Genomic DNA, 21,170 nt, shown 5'->3' with positions numbered 1-21,170 from the left:
AACAGACTAATTTTGGCTGTACAGTCTGCAGTTTTTCTTTTAAAATATGAAGTGTAATTTGGTCGATATAAGTCGGTTCGTTTTGAAGGTAATCGTATAACTCATCAAAAGAATTGGCGCTTCTGCCTAAGCGTTCTGCATAACGACTGAAACCAAAATTTTCGTCGACACACTCAATTATAAAATCAGATAAATCTTCAAGGTATAAAGTGGCTAAATGTTTGGCTTTGTCTTGCATTCCCATGGAACCGAATGCCCATTCCATATCATCCAACTGTTCAAATCGAGAAGCTTGCGGGAGAAAATTACCACTGCAAATTTGTCGGGCTAAAGTTTGATTTTTCCCTTGCAGAAAAGCCATCACCGCGTCTATAGTGCGAATATAATCCTCTTGTAAAGCGAAGATTCTTTCTGAATTAAAGGTCTGCGGTTGGTCACAAACTTGGAACAATTGTGTCAATCCGTTATTTGAAAAAATAGCGGCAATAACTTCAATGCCTAAATCGGATTGAAAGGATGCAATGCCTTTGGTATTCAAGAAACCTTTTAAATAGGCCGTGGCCGGATAAGGTGTGTTGAGTTGGGTAAAAGGTGGCGTTATGAGTAAGAGGTCTTTCATTTGCTATACAACAAACAAAAGTACTTTATTTTCCCGCTTTTTTACGCTCGGCGATATAATCGTTTAATTTTTTACCGTAAAGTGATTTGGCTACTTTAGGTGACATCGATTTTTGAATGGTATCCAAAAACTTTAAATTAATATCGTAAATCTCTGCTAAAGCAACATAAGGCGCTACTTCATAATCACCATTGTTCACTGCAAAGTTCGTAGTGTATAGATATTTTCGTTTGAGAATGTCTTTTTGTTCGGATTCCATCATAGCCACTTCATCCAATTTAGATGCTTTGAAAGCCTTGAATTTTTTCTCAATTAATAACAAATCTTGATCAACGTAACGCGACATCACTTTGCGATACTCGTCATATAATGCTTGGTTTTTTGAACCGGTGATTTTGGCATCCGCAGTGAAAAAATCCAAAGAAGTTTCTAATGTCATCACGCCCTTTTCAGCAAAAAAAGGAATGTTATTATCAACCGAATTGGTCACGCCGCGGTCTAAGAATAAATAAAGCATCTCGGGTGAATCCAAATCAAATTCACTCACAAAGTGGGCATCTCCATCAATTTTAATAGTATCTATGGGAACTAAAATCGTGTCTTTGATTCTTTGAATGTATATTGTTCCGCTTTTCAAACCTTTGATGTGACCGTTCAAGACAAAATCTTTTTCAGCTTTTTTTTCAGCACAAGAAACCAAAACCACTAGGGCGAATAAGGTCAAAATAATTTTTTGCATGTTTGATGTTAAATAAGGAATGCCTGAAAACATTCGGTTTATTGACTAACAATTACCCTTTTGTAATTGTCTTAAATTTTGGCAATAATACTAAAAAAAATCCTCAATCTGATGAACAAATTGAGGATTTGAAATTTAAAAATTAGAGTAGTCTATCCTTTTAACCAAGCATTGTTCAAAGCTTCTTTAGAACTATCAGAAAAACCGTAGCCTTCAGACTCCTCCATAGATAATTTTACTTTACCGTTGATTGTTTCTTCCTTTCCATCTCTTCTGATTTTAACACTGATAGCATCATCAGTTTTCCAATTCTGACTTTCCATAATCATGTCATAAATCGTATCCAAGTTATAGTTTTTGCTGTTGATGGCTACAATAACATCACCGCCTTTCAATCCTAAATTCGTCATAAAATCATTCAATTCCGGACTTGAAATCACCATAATTTCTTTGGTTTTACCATCAACAGTGATGTAAGGTGTTGATTGGTCTTTTAAGAACGGGTTCATTGGCACAGCCACTTTGGTTTTAGCAACACCAACTTTAGCAAAATACTCATCATACGAAATCGGAGTTGGTCCGGCTACATAAGTAGTTAAAAACTGTCCAACTTCAGGATAAGTCAGCTGAGTGATTTTGGCAAATAATTCTTCGTCGTCAAATGGTTTTTGAGCGCCGTACTCTTTAGATAATTTTTGCATTAAATCTAAAATTCCGCGAGCGCCATTGCTTTTTTCTCTGATAATAATGTCTATGCACATGCCAATTAAAGCGCCTTTTTCGTAAACATTCAAATATTGGTCTTTGTAAGGTGCCATTAGTACATTAGCGCTCATTTCAGTGAAAGGCATGGTGTCATTCAAAGTGGCCGCATTGTTGATTTTACCTGCCATTCTCTGGTAAAATTCATCTGCTTCAATTAAGCCTTGATTGACTTGAAATAAGTTTGCAAAATACTCGGTAACTCCTTCATACATCCACAAATGTTTTGACATTTTCGGGTTGTTGTAATCGAAATAGTGAATCTCTTTAGAATGGATGCAAAGCGGTGTTACTATGTGAAAAAACTCGTGTGACACTACGTCTTTAATTTGTTCACCCAAAGCTGCAGCCGGCATCATTTCCGGGAAAACCACTGTGGTTGATGTATGGTGTTCTAAGGCGCCGAACCCTTTAGCATCGGGTTTTTGCATGTCGGATAAATAAAGTAAAACGGTATATTTCTTATTGTCATTGATAGCACCCATAAAAGCTTTTTGGGCACGCATGGTTTTTTCTAAATCCGGCAAAAGAGATTTAGCCGAATGCACATTATTAGGTGAATAAACACTGAATAAAATTTCCATTCCGTCAACATTGATGGTAACGTAATCCGGTTTGGCGTACATGATTGGATTATCGGTTAGATCAAAATACCTGTTCACGTTAAAAGTGTCTACCGTTTCGCTTTTATTGGCATCAACCAATGAAGTAGCTCCGAAAAGTGTAGCAGGATGGGTAATATTTACACTATAAGGAACATCTAATTTCCCTTGAAAATACCCAATAAAAGCATGATTGTTTAGCATAAAAACCTTGCCCTCGTCGATATTGGTTCCGGCAGGAGAGAAAATTTCGTCTTTACCGAAACCTCTACCTGTTTCTGTGTCATAAGTATCGTTTACCCAATAGGTAATTTTAGATAGGGTTTTAGCATTGGCAATTTGCCAAGAATTATCATCTGATTTGGTCACAGTCAATTCTTTACCACTTTTATCAAACGCTTTAAAGTCGTCAATCAATTTGCCGTAATTGTCTGCAGAATAAGTTCCGGGTACGGTTTTCGGAATGTGAAATACCACCTCAGTTGTGGTGATGGTTGGTGGTGTAATGGCAACCATTACTTTGTCGTCTTTCACTTGATTTAAATCGATCGCCACTTTTACTGGCAAGCTTGAAGGTTGTGCCTTTTTTTGAGCCACTACAGTAAAACTGAATAGGGAAAAGGCCAAAACAGCCGTCAACATTATTCTTTTCATCTTTTAGGAAATTTTATTTTTTGGAATAAGTCATCAAATGTAAAGATTAGTTACAGTTGTCCATAACAATTTAGATTTGATTAACTAAAAAGAAAAATTTTTTTACCGCTTGGATATTTTGTTGTGTGTAATTTGTCTTTGCAGGGTACACTTGAATCGGTCAATTCCCGACCTGCGAAGTTTAGCATGCTTGGTGCTTCTGCCTTGTACTCTTTGACGCCACATTTTAAAACTGGAAGGTTTCATTTCACGACGCATGATTTCAATGGTTTCTTGTTCGGAAATGCCAAATTGAAACGTGATGGCTTCAAAAGGCGTTCTGTCTTCCCAAGCCATTTCGATAATTCTGTCAAGTTGTTCTATGGTAAAAGCGTCAAATTTCATTGTAACAAAAATCGATATTAAATAAAAAAACTCTTGTTGAACAAGAGTTAAAGTTTAATCAAATTTATTTTTGATGTAGTATTTACTGTCTAAATCGTCGTCGAAATCATCAATAATGGGTTTTGGTTTGGGTTTGCTGCCAACCGCTTTCTTTTTCCAAAGCTCAAAATTATCTTTCGATAAGCGTTTGCGCATGAGTTCGGTGACTTCATTTTCGGTTAACCCGAATTCCTCTTTAATTACTTCAAAAGGTTTGCGCTCCTCTTGAGCCATACTGACAACTCTTTCAATCATTTCGCTGTCAAATTCCGCAAGCTTACTTTTTTTCATTTCTGTAAAAGCATTAATAGATATCGATTTTCAACTGACTAATTGTATCCCAATATTACTAAAAAAATTAATTAGTTGTTGTTCGCTTATTTATTTTTTTAGCCGTTTGATTCCGGAGAACGGTATTTCTGAAAAGGAATCGACAATAAACTTTTCAAATTGTTGTGCTCTTCGGGTTTCATATGAGTATCTACACCATAAACCAATTCTTCCCTTTCTAAAGTAGAGAAAGTACCGAAGATTCTATCCCAAATTGAAAAGATATTGCCGTAATTGCTATCCGTATAAGGCAATTTATAATGATGGTGAACTTTGTGCATATCGGGAGAAACCAAAATATAGCTCATCATTTTATCAATCTTCTTAGGCAATACAATATTGGCGTGGGTAAATTGGGTAGCAACAACCGATAAAGTTTGGTACAAAAACACCATCCACATCGGACTGCCAACAATCAACACGCCCAAGGTTGTGAATACAAAACGAATGACACTCTCTCCCGGATGATGTCGATTGCCTGAAGTAGTATCAATCCAAGTATCGGTATGATGAATTAAGTGAAAACGCCATAAGAATTTTACTTTGTGTTCCACCAAATGCGCCAAATAAGCACCGATAAAATCCAAGAGCAATAAGCCGATTACAGCATATAGCCAAGAGTTCATCTCAGGCAACCAATTTAGCAAACCGAAATGGTGCACAGTTGTCCATTGCGCAGTATTGATCAAAATAAAAGCCAAACAAAAATTAACGACTATAGTTGTTAAGGTAAAAAAGATATTAATGCCGGCATGCTGCCACTTGTTATAGCCAAATTTCACAAACGGTACAGCGCTTTCAATCAACCAAAATAAGGCAATACCACCGGCTAATATCAACGCCCTGTGCGAAGAAGGTATCGTTGAAAAGTAATCGATAATTTCATTCATAACTGTAATTTTTATCAAATATACCAAATACAACTTACTTGATAAAGCGAAAAGTAAGGTTGATTCTCGGACCGATTTCCTTAGCGGTTTTTGGGATTTGATGCTTCCAAAAATGTTGTGTTGTGCCTTTCATTAAAAGTAAACTTCCATGTTCCAAAGTAATCTTGAGTTTCTGCTCTTTTATAGTATTGTGCTGCAGATGAAAGGCTCTTTCGGCACCAAAACTAACAGAGACAATCACCGGATTTCTACCTAATTCCCTCTCATTATCGGCATGCCAACCATTGCTGTCTTTCCCGTCACGGTAATAATTGAGTAAAACTGTAGTAAATTTTTCACCGGAAACTTGCTCGACTTCTTCTTTAATAAATACTAATAACGGAGTCCATGTATTGGGTTGCATGACAATATTAGAGTAAGAATAAGGCTTCCCTTCATTGCCAAAAAGTGCTGTCAATCGTGGTTGCGGATAAGTTTTACCAAATACGGTTATATCATCCTGTTGCCAAGGAATCTCGTTTTTTAATTGCTCAAAAAGAGCATCAGCCCTACTCGTTTGGAAGAAATTTGAATAGTATTCAATGTCGGCATCCGGCAAATCAAAATGTATTTTTTCAGTTGGAAAAAGTGAATTCATATCACAAAAATAAAGAGAAAAGAATATAAAACCCTTCTCTCTTTAACAAGGTATTTGAAAAAAATCAGTTACAGTGTATCTTTCTTATCCAACAACAATTTATAAATAAATCCACCCAACAACGCACCGGCAATCGGGGCTACCCAAAACAGCCAAAGTTGGGATAAAGATTCACCTTGAGCAAAAACTGCTTGTGAAGTAGATCTTGCCGGATTGACAGAGGTATTGGTGATGGGAATACTAATCAAATGAATTAAGGTTAAGCCTAAACCAATAGCTACTCCGGCAAACTTTCCGTTGGCTAATTTGTCGGTGGCGCCAATTATGATTATCAGGAAAAACATAGTCAAGACAAACTCAGCTAAAAAGGCAGCTTCCATCGAATAGCCTTGTGGCGAAAAAGCGCCGTATCCGTTTGTGGCAAAAGCACCGGGTTTGGTATTGTCTAACATAAAACCTTCTTTGCCGGAAAGTATAAAAAGTAACGTTCCCGCCGCAACAATGGCGCCCAAGCATTGCGATACAATGTAAGGAAGTAAATCTTTACCCGAAAAACGACCACTGGCCCAAAGTCCGAATGACACTGCCGGATTAAAATGTCCACCCGAAATATGTCCTACAGCATAGGCCATAGTTAAAACGGTTAAACCGAAAGCTAAAGAAACTCCGGCAAATCCAATTCCTAAATCGGGAATACCGGCAGCAAACACGGCACTACCGCATCCGCCCAAAACGAGCCAATACGTACCAAAAAATTCAGCGAATAGTTTTCTCATAATTTTAATTTTACATCACACCAGTATGTGATTGGTTAGTGAATTAAAATTATGAAAAATAAAACAGCAACAGGTTTAAAAGAAAGAAAATTATTAACAGTCAGTTAATTAGCTGTGGGTTTCGTTGAGCGAATGTTCATTATAATAATCGCTAAAATAATCAATACTATTCCAATCCATTGAGAAAACAGCACCGTTTCGTTCAGCAATACATAAGCCATCATCACCGACACCGGCAATTCTAAAGCAGAAACTATACTTCCTAAACCAATTCCGGTTAAGGGAAAACCGGCATTCAACAACATCGGCGGAATTACTGTACCGAATAGTGCAATCAAAATACCCCATTTATAGAAAATATCAAAATTGAAGGGCGTGTGTTGCGTAAACAAAGCAAAAAATAAAACAACTACTGCTCCGCCCAACAACATATACAAACTTCGCTGTGCCGACGAGACTGAAGTAGCTACTTTATTGGCGGCATACATCGTGGTTGTGAAGGAAGCTGCGGCTAAAAGACCTAATACAATGCCTCTCCAATCGAGTACGAAGTCACCTGAGAACAATTTGGTTGCTAAAGCTGTTCCGAACAACACTACAAGAACAGAAACAATTTTGAGGTTTGACGGTCTTTTTTTATCCAATACCATTTCTAAAACCACTCCCATCCAAACGGTTTGCATTAATAAAACTATCCCTATAGAGACTGGAATGTACTTCACCGCCAAATAATAAAAAATACTGGTCAAGCCGGTTGATGTTCCTAAAATCAATAATTTTTTGATATCTACTTTTGAAGCCTTTACGGAAGCATTTCCTTTACTATTCTTTTGAACAATGTTGATGCCCAAAACCACTAATATTCCAATCACAAATTGAGCCGTTATCACTTCAGCCGGTGTATAATGCAATCCTTGAGAACTTATATCTGCATAAGCCAATTTTACAAAAGTGGCCAACATTCCGTAGCTGGTAGCGCCGAGGCCTACTAAGAAAACACCTTTCAGTACTTTGTTTCCAAACATATTTTATTTTTTAAAAAGCCGACAAAGATAGAAAATCGGAATGGTTTTCAAAGGAGTTCTGATAAAAACAAAAAACCATCCTATAAAAGGATGGTTTTTTTTATTGAGCCGGCAGAGGGACTCGAACCCACGACCTGCTGATTACAAATCAGCTGCTCTAGCCAACTGAGCTATGCTGGCGTCTCAATGTGAGTGCAAATATATTTTTTGAAATTTAAATTCCAAAATATTTTTGCATTTTTTTTATCCTTACAAAGCGTTGATTTTTTCAACCAATTGATTAGCAGTCTGTTCTAATTCGGCATTGATTTGTTTGAAATGCGCTTTTTTATTTTCAACATTTTTTACATTCACTTTTGTGATTAAAGCGTCGAAAGAAGCGATGGCTTCGTCAATAATTGCGTTTGTATTCTCCGAAGGTTTACCGGTTGTAGTCATTTCATAAATGTAAACCGCTTCAATGATATCACCCAATACAAAATTGATGTCTTTCTTTAAATTCTTAACACTTGCCATTTTATTCTAATTTTTAAAATTTCAACAAAAGTACATCAAATCTTTAGAACAGCAACTACGAAATATAAATTTCCAAGACGGAAGCTTGTCCGTTCAATTGATAATCAGTCAGTATCGCCGGGAGTAATAGCGTACTTCCTTTTCCATATTGATAAGATTTACCGTCTACACACAAACTAAAATCGCCATCCACTCCCATTAATACCCGAAAAGAATCAGCTGTTTTTGAAAAGTTTACCGTACCGTTTAAAGGAATAAAATTAGTGGTAAAATAAGGACACTGCACTATTTCATTAGCTGCATTTTCATTTTTATCATAAAACCTTTGGGCTTCGGTTTTTTCGTAGTTCAAGGCTTCTAAAGCCAAATCGACGTGCAATTCACGAGTATTGCCGTCAGCATCTTTTCGATCAAAATCATATACTCGATAAGTAATGTCAGACGTTTGCTGAATCTCGGCTATCAAAATCCCTGCCCCTATGGCATGAATCGTTCCGGTATTGAGCATAAATGCATCGCCAGGTTGTACTTTTTTAGTATCCAAAATATCGAGTAATGTTTTATTATTGAGATGATTAATATATTCTTCAGGTGATGATTTTTCTTTGAAACCCACTATCAATCGAGCATTATCATCGGCTTGTAGGACATACCACATTTCAGTTTTACCAAAAGAGTTGTGGCGCTTTTTAGCCAATTCATCATTGGGATGCAGTTGAATGGATAAATCTTCTCGAGCGTCTAAAAACTTGAACAATAAAGGAAACTGCTTTCCAAATTTTGCATAGACTTGGGTGCCTAAAATTTCAATGGGATAAGCTTCAATTAAATCATTCAATGATTGGCCTTTGAAATCACCGTTGGCCACAATACTGACCTCGTTTTCAACTGTAGAGATTTCCCAACTTTCTCCTGTTATCTCTGAGTGAGAAGGTTTGTTTAAGATGGTTTTCAATTTGGTGCCGCCCCAAATTCTTTCTTTTAAAATAGGCTCAAACTGTAAAGGATAATAATTCATACATCTAAATTTTGACGACAAATATCCGTGTTTTGCTTTTAAAGCAATGATTAAATCTTATCAAAAGCATGTTTTAATAGTTAAATGTACGATTTGTATAGACCAATTACATTACAGACTATTATTTAAAGCCTCAAGTGCTTTTTTAATGTGAATTTTCCCGGATAGGCTGTTAAAAATCAAACGAATAATTCCGTCTTTATCAATCACATAAGTAACTCTTCCGGGAATTAAACCCAATAAATCATTGGGTACGCCAAACAGTTTTCGCAGTTTTTTATCGGAATCCGATAACAACTTAAAGGGCAATTGGTGTCGCGAGGCAAACTTTTGGTGTGATTTCACCGAATCGGCGCTTATTCCAATAACTTCTGCTCCCAAAGCTTTAAAATCTTCGTATTGATCCCGAAAAGAGCAGGCTTGTTCGGTACAAACTCGGGTATCATCTTTAGGGTAAAAATAAATGACTACTGATTGCTTCCCAACAACTGAATCGCTTTCAAATGTTGCACCATTGGTGTCAATGGCTTTAAAACTTGGGATTTTGTCTCCAACTTGTAATGCCATTATTCGCCTTTGAAGGTTACAAAATTTCTCGGAGTTTCGTAGAGCACAACCTCCAAGTCTTTATCAGCATTGATGTGTGGGCGCAATTTATTCCAAATCACTACTACTATATTTTCGGCCGTCGGATTCAAATCGGCAAAATCAGGAACGTCTAAGTTGAGATTCTTATGGTCGAAAGCATTTTCGATGTGTTCTTTGATCAAATCGGACAAAATTTTGACATCAATCAGATAACCGGTTTCACGATCGATTTCACCGGTAACAGAAACAATCAGCTCGTAATTGTGTCCGTGAAAATTAGGATTATTGCACTTCCCAAAAACCGCATCGTTTTGTTCCATCGTCCAATCTTTGCGATACAATCGGTGGGCGGCATTGAAATGGGCTTTTCTGGATACGGTGACTTTCATAATTAGGAGTTATAAATTGGGGTTAAATCTTGTGATCTTCCAAGTAATGGTAGAATTCATCAAAGATGATTTTGAACCAAACAGTATAAATGTTGGGATTTTGAATCATGTCTTGACGGACTTCTTCGATGCACATCCATTTCCAACTTTCTACTTCTTCCGGATTGATGGATGGTTCGTCGTTGTAATAGCCAATCATCACATGGTCGAGTTCGTGCTCAGTCAACCCATTGTCGAAAGGTGCTTTGTAGATAAAGTGGAATAACTCTTTCAAATCGGTTTTAAACCCCATTTCTTCATACAATCGACGGCTTCCGGCCTGAATATTGGTTTCGCCTTCACGTTGATGACTACAACAAGTATTCGTCCACAATAATGGGGAGTGATACTTGTGGTGAGCACGTTGTTGCAGCATAATTTCATTTTTGCTGTTCAATACAAAAACCGAAAAAGCACGGTGTAATACCGCCTTTTCATGTGCTTCCAATTTGTTCATCAACCCTATCGGCTCATCTTGTTCGTTAACCAAGATTACTTTTTCTTCGACCATAGCTTTTATTAAACGTTCAAAAATACGAAAAAAAATCAGCGCCCCTAATTCTGCCACTGCAACAACCGTTAAACTTTCCTTAAATCAAAGTAATTTGTAATCTATCAGACATTTCGACACGTAGATGTAGTGTAAATTTGTAGTAGATTTAAAATCAGTCACTATGCTAAAATCCATTTTTAACTTTTTAATTTTGACACCGCTGTTTATGTTTACGGCTTGTGGTCAAAACAATAACAAATCAACAAAAACCACTGTTATGGAAAACGTTATTTCTAAACCCGAAAACCCTTATTATTCTAATACCGACACTTCTAAATTGGTTTTAACCGATGAGCAATGGAAAAAAGTATTGCCACCCGATTTGTATGCTGTAGCGCGTCAAGCCGATACCGAAAGAGCGTTCACCGGAACCCTGTGGAAAAGCGAAACCAAAGGCACTTATTATTGTGCGGCTTGTGGGTTGAAACTTTTTAAATCCGACCAAAAATTTGTGAGCAGTTGCGGTTGGCCGAGCTTTTTTGAGCAAGACAACAAAAACAGCATCACTTTCAAAGACGACAATTCTTATGGCATGCGCCGAATTGAAGCTTTGTGTGGTAGATGCGACAGTCACTTAGGCCATTTGTTTGACGATGGACCGGAACCAACAGGTAAAAGATACTGTATGAATGCGATTTCGTTAGATTTTGTTCCCGATACTGTAGCCAATCAAAACAAGGGAAATCTTGAAACCATCACTATCGGCGGCGGTTGTTATTGGTGTGTGGAAGCCGTTTATGAAAACTTAACCGGTGTAGAAAAAGTAGTTTCAGGTTTCTCAGGTGGAAAAGTTGAAAACCCGAGTTATGAAGAAATTTGTTCCGGAACAACCGGTGCGGCTGAAGTCGTTGAAATCACTTATGACAAGACCAAAACCAATTTGGATGAAATCTTCCAAGTATTCTTTACCGTTCACGATCCAACCACTTTAAACCGTCAAGGTGCTGATGTTGGTTCCCAATACCGTTCGGTGATTTTTTATAAAAACGAAGAGCAAAAGAAAGCCGCGGAAAGTATTATTGCCGAATTGAACAAAGAAGTTTTCAATAACAAAATCGTCACGACTTTAGAACCGTTTAAAGCGTTTTATAAAGCCAAAGACTATCACCAAAACTATTATGAAAACAACAAAGAACAACCTTATTGTCAAATGGTCATTCAACCTAAACTGGAGAAATTTGAAAAGGTTTTTAAGGATCGATTGAAAAAGAAAAACTAAAAAAAAGCCCTGATTTCTCAGGGCTTTTTTTATAAAATATAATCGGTATTGATAAAATTAGACTCTTTACTGTTAAGCAATTCCTGCAAAATCGCATTGTTATAAGCATTGTCTTTGGAAGCTACAAAAGTTCTAATCGAGAACGAACGCAACGCATCGTGTATGCTCAAAGTGCCCACCGCCGAATCTTTTCTTCCGGTAAACGGATACACATCCGGTCCGCGTTGGCATGAGCTATTTAAATTCACACGACAAACCAAATTCACCAACGTATCAATCAGCGGCGCAATGGTTTTGATGTCTTGTCCAAACAAACTCACTTGCTGACCGTAATTGGATTCCGCCATATCATTTAGTGGTTCTTGGATGTCTTTGAATGTCAGGATTGGAATGACAGGTCCAAATTGTTCTTCGTGATATACCCGCATTGCTTTATTGATTGGAAATAAAACCGCAGGAAATATATAGTTTTCAGTTCTTTGCCCGCCTTTTTGATTAATCACTTTCGCACCTTTGTCTTGCGCATCATCGATTAATTCCTGGATGTAATTGGGTTTGTCCTTTTCCGGTAATGGCGTTAAAGAAACACCTTTTTCCCAAGGATTTCCAAAAGGTAACGCATCCACTTTTTCGGCAAATCTTCGGTTGAATTCGGTTGCGATGGATTCGTGAACGTACAAAATCTTCAAAGCCGTACAACGTTGGCCATTAAATGACAGTGTTCCTGTAATACATTCCTGAATGGCTAAATCTAAATCGGCATCCGGTAAAATAATCGCCGGGTTTTTGGCTTCTAATCCTAAAATCAAACGCAAACGGTTTTTATTAGGGTGCAAATCCTGTAAAGCTATCGCCGATTTACTGTTGCCGATTAAGGCCAAAATATCAACCTTTCCGGATTTCATGATGGGTGAAGCCACATCGCGACCTCGACCGTAAACAATATTAATAACGCCTTTAGGAAAGCTGGTTTGAAAGGCTTTCAACAATGGTGAAATCAACAACACACCGTGTTTTGCCGGTTTAAAAATCACCGTATTACCCATAATAATGGCCGGAATTAACAAGGAGAAGGTTTCATTCAACGGGTAATTATAAGGTCCGAGACAAAGTACCACACCCAACGGTCCGCGACGAACCATCGCATTGACACCTTGGCTTTTGGTAAATCGCGCACTGTTTCGGTCAAGCTCTTTATAGTCTTCAATGGTATCATAAATGTATTCTACTGTTCGGTCAAATTCTTTTTCTGAATCGGGTAAAGATTTCCCAATTTCCCACATTAAGTACTTTACCACCTCGCTTCGAACGGCTTTCATTTGAGTGACGAAATTTTCCATACACTTAATTCTGTCTATGACTTTCATCGTAGGCCACAAACCTTGTCCGTTGTCATAAGCGGCAACAGCGGCAGCTACAACTTCATTGCCTTCGGTTTCACCCATAGCCGGAATGGAACCCAAAACTGTTGGAGAATACTGCGAGGTTGAAGAAATTGTAGAGATGACCGGCGTGGTTTCACCCAACCATTTCTTGAGTTCACCATTGACTAAATAAGTATCTTGGTGTAATAAATGGTTGATTTGAAATTCGGTTGGTATCGCATTCATAAAAATGATTTTTTATAAAATTACGCTTTTGCAGATAACCACCGACATCTATTTTGACAAAGAAATTAACTAAAACGATGTAACTGAAAACTTTTTTAGAAAGCTACTCTGAAAAACACATTTGGCATCATGCCCAATGAATAAAATTCTCGCACAGCATAACGCGGATTGGAAAAATCAGACAAATTGGTGTATTGGCGTTCCAACTCTTTGCTGATTAAAACATTGCGATTGTAGAGATTGTAGACGGAAATACCAATTTTAAAAGTATTACCGATATTATTTTGAAACTGGTAACTACTGGAAATGTCTAATCGATGGTAATCGGGTAATCTTTGTGCATTATACGAAGTGATTGCTCCCGCATCATCCACAGCACTGAAAGGTTTTCCGCTGTGCCAAAACCAACCGGCGGTAAACAAAAAGTCTTCCCATTTTTTAGTAAACGCCAAGTTAAAACTGTGTTGGATATCGGCATTGGAACTAAAATAACGGCCTTCATTCAACCTAGAAAACCGGTTTTGGGAATCTTGATAAGTATACGTTATCCAAGTTTTCCATGAAGCTGCACTTTTTTGCAACAATAAGTCAACGCCTTTGGTAAAGCCATTCCCTTGGTTAATGTTATTCCCGTTTTGGCCTAAAAATCCTAACGTAAACGAAGTGATTCCGCTAATATTTTTATAATAAGCCTCAATATCCAAAAGCCAATTGTTCTTTTTAAAAATGATTCCTGATGTAAATTGATTGGCTTTCTGAATAGGGTATTCTGCGTTATCGGAAAGCACCCAAACGTAGTTTTCCAAACTCAAATCGGTTCCGGCTTCTTCACGAACCTGGCTCAACACCTGACTTCTGCGCTCATAAGAAACTTGCCAAATAAAGGATTCCGAAAGACTTTTTTGCAACAAAATTCGAGGTTCAAAACTGGAAACATTCATTTGATTGTAAAAATTATAGCGCAAACCGGGCTGAAAAGTCCAGCTTCCGATATTTTGCTTGTAATGAACAAATCCGGCATGCGTCTGATTGAATAAATGTTTCAAGCTTAAGACTACGCCTATATCTTGATTGTAACTATTGAACAAATGCGAAATATCGTTCCCTAAAAACTGATAGCCGAATTGGAGATTAGATTCGCCACTGATTTGATAATCAAAATTAATTTCGGCACCCGAATCCACTACCCTGTTGAGTTTTTTAAAAGCTTCAAATTTATTGATTTGGTAATCCTGTTTTTTAAGATAATCGAAACTGTATAGTGAATAGAAAAGAGTCGATTTTTGAGTGAATTTCGGACTGTATTTTTGCGCCCAATTCAAACTGAAACCATAATTTTCAATGCTCATTCTTTGGTTGTTGATGCTGTCGGTTTCGATAATATTTTGGTAATCTAAATTGTTTTTGATGACCAAGCCTGAAAGTGAAATATCGGTTCTATCGTTAGGTTTGAAGTTTAATTTGGCGGAATAATCGTAAAACTTGAATTGATTGTTATTGTTGAAATCACGGAAATTGGTGTTTTGAAAAACTTTAGTCTCCAACTGATTGAACGTTGGGGATTGCCACCATTCTGTCAATGATTTTCGTCCGGAAAGTTGCAAACCCAATTTGTTTTTAACCAAAGGCGTTTGTAGATAAACATCAGCATTAAGTGCATTGATTCCGGCCTTCAGATAGGTTTTGTTTGAAATTTTATCTGTTGATTTGATATCGATTATGCCCGAAACCCTTTCGCCAAACTTTGGATTTACAGCCTTGTTATAATAATTTACGGTTTGCTCTACATTAGGATTGATACTCGAAATCATCCCGAATAAATGACCGGGATGGTACAAGCGAATGCCGTCCATCAAAATCAAATTCTGATCAGCCGTTCCACCGCGAATGTACAAACCAGTGGCGGTTTCGTTCGGACTTTTAACGCCGGGCAATTGTTGTATAGATTGCAAAATATCAGCATCGGTAATGCCGGGAAGCGTTTGCACTTTTTGGGGAGAAATGATGTAATGTTGAGAGGTTTTGCGGATGCCTTTCGCCAAAAACTCCTCGACCAAAACTTCTTGCAACGGAAATACTTCAAAGGTTTCCGATTGGTTAATCGAATAAAACCGTTCGTTGATTTTGATGACTTTTAAGGTTGATTGTTGCTCAATTTGGGCGTTAATTTCTGCTAAGGTGTACCGTTTTTTCGGAACAGAAATCCTTTGCCCTATGACCAAAGAATCGACATAAGAATATTTTACCTCAAATGCGTTTTCAATATCAGAAAGCACTTGGGTGAGTTGGGCATTAGCATAATAAAAAGACTCCTTTTTTTGAGACCAAGAATAAGACATCCAGCACAAAAAGAAGCCTAGCAAAATTATTTTTCTCATTCCGAAATGATAATTTTTCCGCTACTGTTTTGACTGAATTTTAAATGCAACGGCAAACAAATGGTTTGTAACGCAACCGTTGGTTCTTTGTGGGTAAAAGTTCCTGTAAATTTGATGTTTTCTATACTTTTAGGATAGTCAACTGCAACATTATATTGGTTTTTAAATTGCTCGATTACATAGCGCATCGGGACTTTTTTAAAGGAAGATTCTCCTGAAATCCATGTGGGTTTGTTCGAAGTTTCATCAGCCCAATTTTCTGCAGTGCCTTTATAATAACGAACACTCTCGCCATGAGTTAAAATCGTTGATTGTCCTTTAGAGGTAACTTGTACTTTGCCTTCATAACACTTCACTTCAAAAAAATCGTCGAACGCAATTGTGTTGAATTTAGTGCCTAAAACCAGTATTCTTCCCAGCGAAGTTTCAACGGTAAACGGACTTCCTTTTTCGACTTCAAAAAAAGCTTCACCCTTGAGTTGTAAGGTTCTCTTGTATTTAAAAATATTACTGTAAGACAACGTTGATTTAGCGTTCAGGGATACTTTGGAATGATCCGCCAGCGTTATCATTTCAGCATTTCCATAACCGGTTGTGATTTCATTTTGAGCGATAAAAAAATGATATACGCCAAATAAAATCAACAAACTAGCAGCAATAGAAGCATAACGCCAAATCGGAATGATTTTAGGTTTTGCTTGCTTTTTATCGGCTAACTTGTGTTTTATAGCCCTAAAATTTTGTTCTAAATCGGGTTGGGTGATTTCAAAACCGATTAGGGCACTTTTAATTTTTTGAAAAGCTTCAAACTCATCCGCCGAAACCAATTGTTGTAATTGCTCGTCGGTGATTTTATCGGCTAACCAATCGGATAAATATGTTTCGTTACTCTCTTCCATCCTATTATTTTTCAAACGTTTTTCACTACTTTCCTCAGAGACAACAAAGCTAGATGCATTCGTTTTTCTACTGCTTTAACCGATAAATCCAACGAAGCCGCAATTTCAGTATAAGACTGATTGTCAAAACGATTCATTAAAAAAACAGTTCTTTGTTTTTCGGGCAACTCATTGATGGCTTTTTCCAATTGCGATTTTAACTCGGTTTCTTCCATCAAAAAATCTGGTGATTCTTTGTGAGAAGATTTGGTTTGCAATTGCAATTCAAAATGATTCACTACTTGGTTGTGTTTTATTTTATTCAGCGAAAGTCTGATGGCAGTAGTGTATAAAAAACTTTTGGCTTGTTCGGGTTGCAGTATACCGCAATTTTCCCAAAGTTTTACAAAAGCATTCTGTGCAATATCCTCGGCACTTTCAGCATCACCTCTGAATTTGTAGACCAAAAAATTCCGCAACACTTTAAAATTCGTGTCAAAAACCGAGCGGAATACTACTTCTGAGCAGAGCTTTGTATTTTGGTTTTCTTCTTTCATAGCTTAAATTACAGACACAACCTTATGGCTAAGGTTGTGTCGTAACATTGATTTTTCCCAATTTTACAGTTAAATCATTTAATTACAAATAGATGAAATTGCCGCCTCGAACCCGGCTTGACTATCTACAGTAACTGATACCGGCCCTCCAGGTACATTAAAGTTTATATTTAAAGGATAAACAAAAGCCGGGATATTAGATTGTGCCGGGAAATAATACTGTAATACATCTCCGTCATTATTAGCTGTAACCAAGGCACCTTGATATTGAATATATACCGGATAATTCAAGGTAAAACAAGATCCTAAAGTATTTCCGAAATTAGCATTAGTTACAGGATCACAATTTACAAAATCAGCTGCAGTGAAACCGTCACATTCGGCCAAACAAGCATTTGAATATTCTACAATACCATTAGTCGTTTGTACACAAACCGGGTTGTAATCTGTTGGACAAATACAAGAACCGTTATCACCACTACAGTCATCATACAAATCAAATAAATCATTTAAATCATTAATAGTAATGATTTCATTATTTTGAGTAACATTGAAAGGGAAAACAATATCTGTAACTTCACCTACAATTAAAAGTGATTCCAATTCTCCTTGACTCTCAACTACTATGGTAGCACCGTTTGCATTGATTATTGAAATAGGATAAACCATCTCAAAACACTCAAACTGTAAGACATCGTCGTTAATGGTACTAAAACCACAACCTTCAACCAAAGCAATAAATTCAGCTTCATCATCAATAGTAATTACAGCACCTTGTTGTTGCACTTGAAAAGGAAAAGCAATACCGATAACGAATAAAGTTTCTGTTTCGGCTGCCAACACATCTATTAATCCTTCATCACTTGAAACAGTTATAACTGTATCGTCATTGTAAGACAAAGTAAGTGGATAAACAAACTGAAAGCAAGACAATTGATCTTGTGGTGTATTGGCGTTTCTACCACTGATATTGTTGGCTTTTTTAATTTCATTTAAAGTAGTACGCAGTGCAATACTTTTGGAAGTCACAATTTCGTTTTCTACCGGATCGTTATCGCTACAAGAATAGAAAACTGTTACCGATACGGTAAGTAATACTAGTAAAATTTTTAACTTTTTCATATTAATATATTTTTAGTGTTTATAGGTTAGACAACACAAAAGATCATCACCCTACTTTTTGTAAAATAAAAATGAAAATTAATTTATTTCAGTAGACTTTCCGCAATTTTAAGGGCACACTTTTCGCCGTCAATGGCTGCCGAAATGATTCCGCCTGCAAAACCGGCTCCTTCTCCGCAAGGATATAAGCCTTTGATTTGTAGGTGTTCCAGGGTTTCATGATCCCGCGGAATTCTGACCGGTGAAGAAGTTCTGCTCTCGGGTGCATGAAGAATCGCTTCATTGGTCATATAACCACGCATTGATTTTCCGAACTGTACAAAACCTTCTCGCATGATTTGGGTTAAAAAACCAGGGAAAACTTGACCCATTTCTACCGAAGTCGTTCCCGGAACGTAAGACGTTTTAGGAATCGAAGCAGAAACTTTGTTTTGGGTAAAATCGACCATTCTTTGGGCTGGAACTTTTTGGGTCTCTCCTGCCAAATGCCAAGCTTTTTGTTCGATGCTTTTTTGGAATTCCATTCCGGCCAGTGCTCCGAATTTGGCAAAAGGCTTGAAATCTTCGAGTTTCAATTCGACTACTATGCCTGAATTAGCGGTAGCTTGATCGCGTTTTGATGGCGACCAACCATTGGTAACCACTTCTCCGGGACTGGTAGCACAAGGCGCTATAACACCTCCGGGACACATGCAAAAGGAATACATGCCGCGACCGTTGACTTGCTTTACTATGGAATATGGAGCAGGCGGTAAATACTCGCCTCTAAAATCGCAACTGTATTGAATTTTATCAATCAAATCCTGCGGATGCTCGGCACGAACGCCCAAAGCAAAAGGTTTGGCTTCGATTAAAATTTTCTTTCTATCCAATAACTCAAAAATATCACGGGCAGAATGTCCGGTAGCCAAAATGACTTTATTGGCCGCAATCGTATCGCCGTTTTGGGTCACTATCCCTTGCATTTCATTTTGCTTGATAACAAAATCGGTCACTCGGGTTTCAAACAAAACTTGACCGCCGCATTCGATGATTTTTTCCCTAATGTCTTGAATAATTTGGGGTAATTTATTGGTCCCAATGTGCGGATGCGCTTCGACTAAAATATCGGGCGTGGCACCGAAACCAACTAATAGCTGAAGAATTCTGTCGACATCGCCTCGCTTTTTGGAACGCGTGTATAATTTTCCGTCGGAATAAGTTCCTGCACCGCCTTCCCCGAAACAATAATTGGAATCTTCGTTAACGATATGATCGCGATTGATGGCTTTCAAATCACGACGACGACCTCGAACATCTTTGCCTCGTTCAATCACTATCGGTTTTAAGCCTAATTCAATCAATTGGAGTGCCGCGAAAAGTCCGGCCGGTCCGGCTCCTACAATAATCACTTCTTGAGCATTGGCCACATTTTGGTACTCAGGCAATTCGACTTTTAGTTCGTTGTAATCTTCATCAATCAGATAGACTAAAACTTTCAGATTGATTTTAATGGCTTTTTGACGCGCATCAATAGAACGTTTTAGGATTACTACTTTGCGAACCAATTTAGTAGAAACGCGAACTGATTGAGCTACATACTCATAGAGCAAACTTTCGTTAGCGGCTATTTCCGGAGCAACTTGTAAGAGTAATTCGCGTGGCATGATTTAATTTTCAGCAAAAGTAAACAATTGGAATTACTTTTTTTCTTCAAATGCGCGCAAGGCAAACGAAGCCAACCAATGTTCGCCCTCGTAATTGCCATCGACTACCGAGGGCAAAGAAAAATTCAGATGGTAATCGGCTAAAGATTTTAAATGTGAAAACTCTTTTGGATATTGATTGATCAAAGCATAAAAATTCCAAACTCTACTGAAATTCAATCCGTCTAAATGAACCAAATGACCGTCGGTTCTATCGGATACTCGGGCCACTTCCCAAGTGAATTTCTTATTAAAAAGTTGTGGAGCAAACTTTTTCAGCCATATTAAAAAATCAGCTTTAGGCAAAATACGTTGCATTAGCGCCATTTCTTCTAAACAAGGGGAAAGGAAATCGGTACCACTGGGTTCCCAAGCAAAGGGACAGTTTTCATCTTTTAAAAATAATCGAACCGCATTGTCTTTGATGCTTTTTTGGAACAATTCATTATTGGAATAAACAGCATAATCCCAAGCAAAAGTGAGACCGAAAGCGGTATTAGAATGGGTTCCGACTCTAACCGGATAAAGCAATTTAGGCAAAAAATCGATATATCTTTCGACGATAATAGTTGAAAGCGGTTTAAGATTTTGGGCTAATTCTTGGGCGAAAGGTTCGTTATAAGTTTCCAGTTCGAGTTGTAACTTGAGTAACCAATTCCAACCGTAGGTTCTTTCAAAAGATTTCTCATGCTTTTTGTTCAGATAATCAATCTCAGTCTGGATGTTGGCTTTGGATAAATTGATTTTCAATTTTTGAATAATCAATTCTTTATTGGTCAAACTCGGGAATCTTTTGAGCAAATAAACCAAACTCCAATGTCCGTGAACCGACGAATGCCAATCGAAGCAACCGTAAAAGGCAGGATGCAATTTTTGAGGTGATTGAATTTCGGTACTGTCGACCAACATTTGTCCTAACTTATTGGGATATTCTTGTTGGAGACATTTCAACGGTAAACCTGCTAAATGATTGGCTTGTTCCAAAGTCAATTCCTGTGCAAAACCGGTGTAAGCAAACCAAAGCCATAAAAAGTAACTAATTTTCATAAAAGAAGCGTTTTTCAAATGTAGCAAAAAGTTACCTTTGCCCAACTATTTCTATCTTATGTCTAGACAAATCAAACTCATTTGGGACTTTCGCGGACCGGCTTCAGCCAAAAC

General features: G+C 37.6%; 21 protein-coding genes, 1 tRNA gene and 1 pseudogene. 1 reads left to right on the top strand and 22 read right to left on the bottom strand.

The genetic code is table 11. From position 1 onward, the window contains the following. The 15 genes and pseudogenes from ACIQ32_RS06470 to idi form a co-directional block, all read right to left on the bottom strand. Window positions 1-619, bottom strand: a pseudogene (locus ACIQ32_RS06470) (radical SAM protein); the annotation flags it as partial. Between the two features lie 25 nt (window positions 620-644). Continuing rightward, window positions 645-1,358: a DUF4369 domain-containing protein gene (locus ACIQ32_RS06465; RefSeq protein ID WP_396194875.1), complete on the bottom strand. Its 714-nt coding sequence runs from the start codon at window positions 1,356-1,358 to the stop codon at window positions 645-647. Between the two features lie 152 nt (window positions 1,359-1,510). Beyond that, window positions 1,511-3,376, bottom strand: coding sequence for a peptidase M61 (locus ACIQ32_RS06460; RefSeq protein ID WP_396194874.1), 1,866 nt, complete (start codon window positions 3,374-3,376; stop codon window positions 1,511-1,513). A gap of 102 nt (window positions 3,377-3,478) precedes the next feature. Continuing rightward, on the bottom strand, window positions 3,479-3,760 hold the full coding sequence (locus ACIQ32_RS06455; RefSeq protein ID WP_396194873.1) for a TIGR03643 family protein: 282 nt from the start codon (window positions 3,758-3,760) through the stop codon (window positions 3,479-3,481). A 54-nt stretch (window positions 3,761-3,814) separates the two neighbouring features. After that, window positions 3,815-4,090: a TIGR03643 family protein gene (locus ACIQ32_RS06450; RefSeq protein WP_290874695.1), complete on the bottom strand. Its 276-nt coding sequence runs from the start codon at window positions 4,088-4,090 to the stop codon at window positions 3,815-3,817. A 98-nt stretch (window positions 4,091-4,188) separates the two neighbouring features. Continuing rightward, window positions 4,189-5,019 carry a sterol desaturase family protein gene (locus ACIQ32_RS06445; RefSeq protein WP_396194872.1) on the bottom strand — a complete coding sequence of 277 codons (831 nt, stop codon included), beginning with the start codon at window positions 5,017-5,019 and terminating at the stop codon, window positions 4,189-4,191. Window positions 5,020-5,053: 34 nt separating this feature from the next. Continuing rightward, complete coding sequence (locus ACIQ32_RS06440) at window positions 5,054-5,656, bottom strand: alpha-ketoglutarate-dependent dioxygenase AlkB family protein (protein ID WP_396194871.1); 603 nt, start codon at window positions 5,654-5,656, stop codon at window positions 5,054-5,056. A gap of 68 nt (window positions 5,657-5,724) precedes the next feature. Beyond that, a complete protein-coding gene (gene aqpZ, locus ACIQ32_RS06435) occupies window positions 5,725-6,432 on the bottom strand; it encodes an aquaporin Z (protein ID WP_396194870.1) in 708 nt (235 codons plus the stop codon). Window positions 6,433-6,536: 104 nt separating this feature from the next. Next, window positions 6,537-7,457: a DMT family transporter gene (locus ACIQ32_RS06430; RefSeq protein WP_396194869.1), complete on the bottom strand. Its 921-nt coding sequence runs from the start codon at window positions 7,455-7,457 to the stop codon at window positions 6,537-6,539. Between the two features lie 106 nt (window positions 7,458-7,563). Continuing rightward, window positions 7,564-7,637: transfer RNA gene (locus ACIQ32_RS06425), tRNA-Thr, on the bottom strand. 69 nt (window positions 7,638-7,706) lie between these two features. After that, window positions 7,707-7,973 carry a hypothetical protein gene (locus ACIQ32_RS06420; RefSeq protein ID WP_396194868.1) on the bottom strand — a complete coding sequence of 89 codons (267 nt, stop codon included), beginning with the start codon at window positions 7,971-7,973 and terminating at the stop codon, window positions 7,707-7,709. A gap of 55 nt (window positions 7,974-8,028) precedes the next feature. Next, window positions 8,029-8,991 (bottom strand): type I phosphomannose isomerase catalytic subunit, encoded by a 963-nt coding sequence (locus tag ACIQ32_RS06415; protein ID WP_396194867.1) that lies wholly within the window; start codon window positions 8,989-8,991, stop codon window positions 8,029-8,031. Between the two features lie 111 nt (window positions 8,992-9,102). Next, on the bottom strand, window positions 9,103-9,558 hold the full coding sequence (locus tag ACIQ32_RS06410; RefSeq protein ID WP_396194866.1) for a peroxiredoxin: 456 nt from the start codon (window positions 9,556-9,558) through the stop codon (window positions 9,103-9,105). Continuing rightward, on the bottom strand, window positions 9,558-9,968 hold the full coding sequence (locus tag ACIQ32_RS06405) for a 6-pyruvoyl trahydropterin synthase family protein (RefSeq protein ID WP_396194865.1): 411 nt from the start codon (window positions 9,966-9,968) through the stop codon (window positions 9,558-9,560). Before ACIQ32_RS06405 ends, ACIQ32_RS06410 begins: the two co-directional genes overlap by 1 nt. A gap of 22 nt (window positions 9,969-9,990) precedes the next feature. Then, entirely contained in the window at window positions 9,991-10,518 is a 528-nt protein-coding gene (gene idi, locus ACIQ32_RS06400) for an isopentenyl-diphosphate Delta-isomerase (RefSeq protein WP_396194864.1), read from the bottom strand. A 163-nt stretch (window positions 10,519-10,681) separates the two neighbouring features. Here idi and ACIQ32_RS06395 point away from each other — a divergent pair, with 163 nt between their 5' ends. Then, window positions 10,682-11,779, top strand: coding sequence for a bifunctional methionine sulfoxide reductase B/A protein (locus ACIQ32_RS06395; RefSeq protein WP_396194863.1), 1,098 nt, complete (start codon window positions 10,682-10,684; stop codon window positions 11,777-11,779). A 29-nt stretch (window positions 11,780-11,808) separates the two neighbouring features. On the opposite strand, the gene ACIQ32_RS06390 is transcribed toward ACIQ32_RS06395, so the two are convergent. The 7 genes from ACIQ32_RS06390 to ACIQ32_RS06360 all read right to left on the bottom strand — a co-directional run bounded on the left by ACIQ32_RS06390 (window position 11,809) and on the right by ACIQ32_RS06360 (window position 21,056). Further along, the gene (locus ACIQ32_RS06390) at window positions 11,809-13,389 is read right to left on the bottom strand and encodes an NADP-dependent glyceraldehyde-3-phosphate dehydrogenase (RefSeq protein WP_396194862.1); all 1,581 of its coding nucleotides are present in this window, start codon (window positions 13,387-13,389) and stop codon (window positions 11,809-11,811) included. Between the two features lie 95 nt (window positions 13,390-13,484). Next, entirely contained in the window at window positions 13,485-15,767 is a 2,283-nt protein-coding gene (locus ACIQ32_RS06385) for a TonB-dependent receptor plug domain-containing protein (RefSeq protein ID WP_396194861.1), read from the bottom strand. Next, entirely contained in the window at window positions 15,764-16,666 is a 903-nt protein-coding gene (locus ACIQ32_RS06380; protein WP_396194860.1) for a FecR family protein, read from the bottom strand. The genes ACIQ32_RS06385 and ACIQ32_RS06380 overlap by 4 nt, the downstream gene beginning before the upstream one ends. 11 nt (window positions 16,667-16,677) lie before the next feature. Beyond that, window positions 16,678-17,202, bottom strand: coding sequence for an RNA polymerase sigma factor (locus tag ACIQ32_RS06375; RefSeq protein WP_396194859.1), 525 nt, complete (start codon window positions 17,200-17,202; stop codon window positions 16,678-16,680). 78 nt (window positions 17,203-17,280) lie between these two features. Beyond that, window positions 17,281-18,324 (bottom strand): Kazal-type serine protease inhibitor family protein, encoded by a 1,044-nt coding sequence (locus tag ACIQ32_RS06370; protein ID WP_396194858.1) that lies wholly within the window; start codon window positions 18,322-18,324, stop codon window positions 17,281-17,283. A gap of 83 nt (window positions 18,325-18,407) precedes the next feature. Next, window positions 18,408-19,970 carry an NAD(P)/FAD-dependent oxidoreductase gene (locus ACIQ32_RS06365; protein ID WP_396194857.1) on the bottom strand — a complete coding sequence of 521 codons (1,563 nt, stop codon included), beginning with the start codon at window positions 19,968-19,970 and terminating at the stop codon, window positions 18,408-18,410. A 33-nt stretch (window positions 19,971-20,003) separates the two neighbouring features. Continuing rightward, complete coding sequence (locus ACIQ32_RS06360) at window positions 20,004-21,056, bottom strand: DUF2891 domain-containing protein (RefSeq protein WP_396194856.1); 1,053 nt, start codon at window positions 21,054-21,056, stop codon at window positions 20,004-20,006. Window positions 21,057-21,170 lie beyond the last annotated feature (114 nt).

It is taken from the genome of Flavobacterium sp., assembly GCF_044373165.1.
Lineage (GTDB): Bacteria > Bacteroidota > Bacteroidia > Flavobacteriales > Flavobacteriaceae > Flavobacterium.
This window is presented reverse-complemented; position numbering and strand designations above follow the sequence as displayed.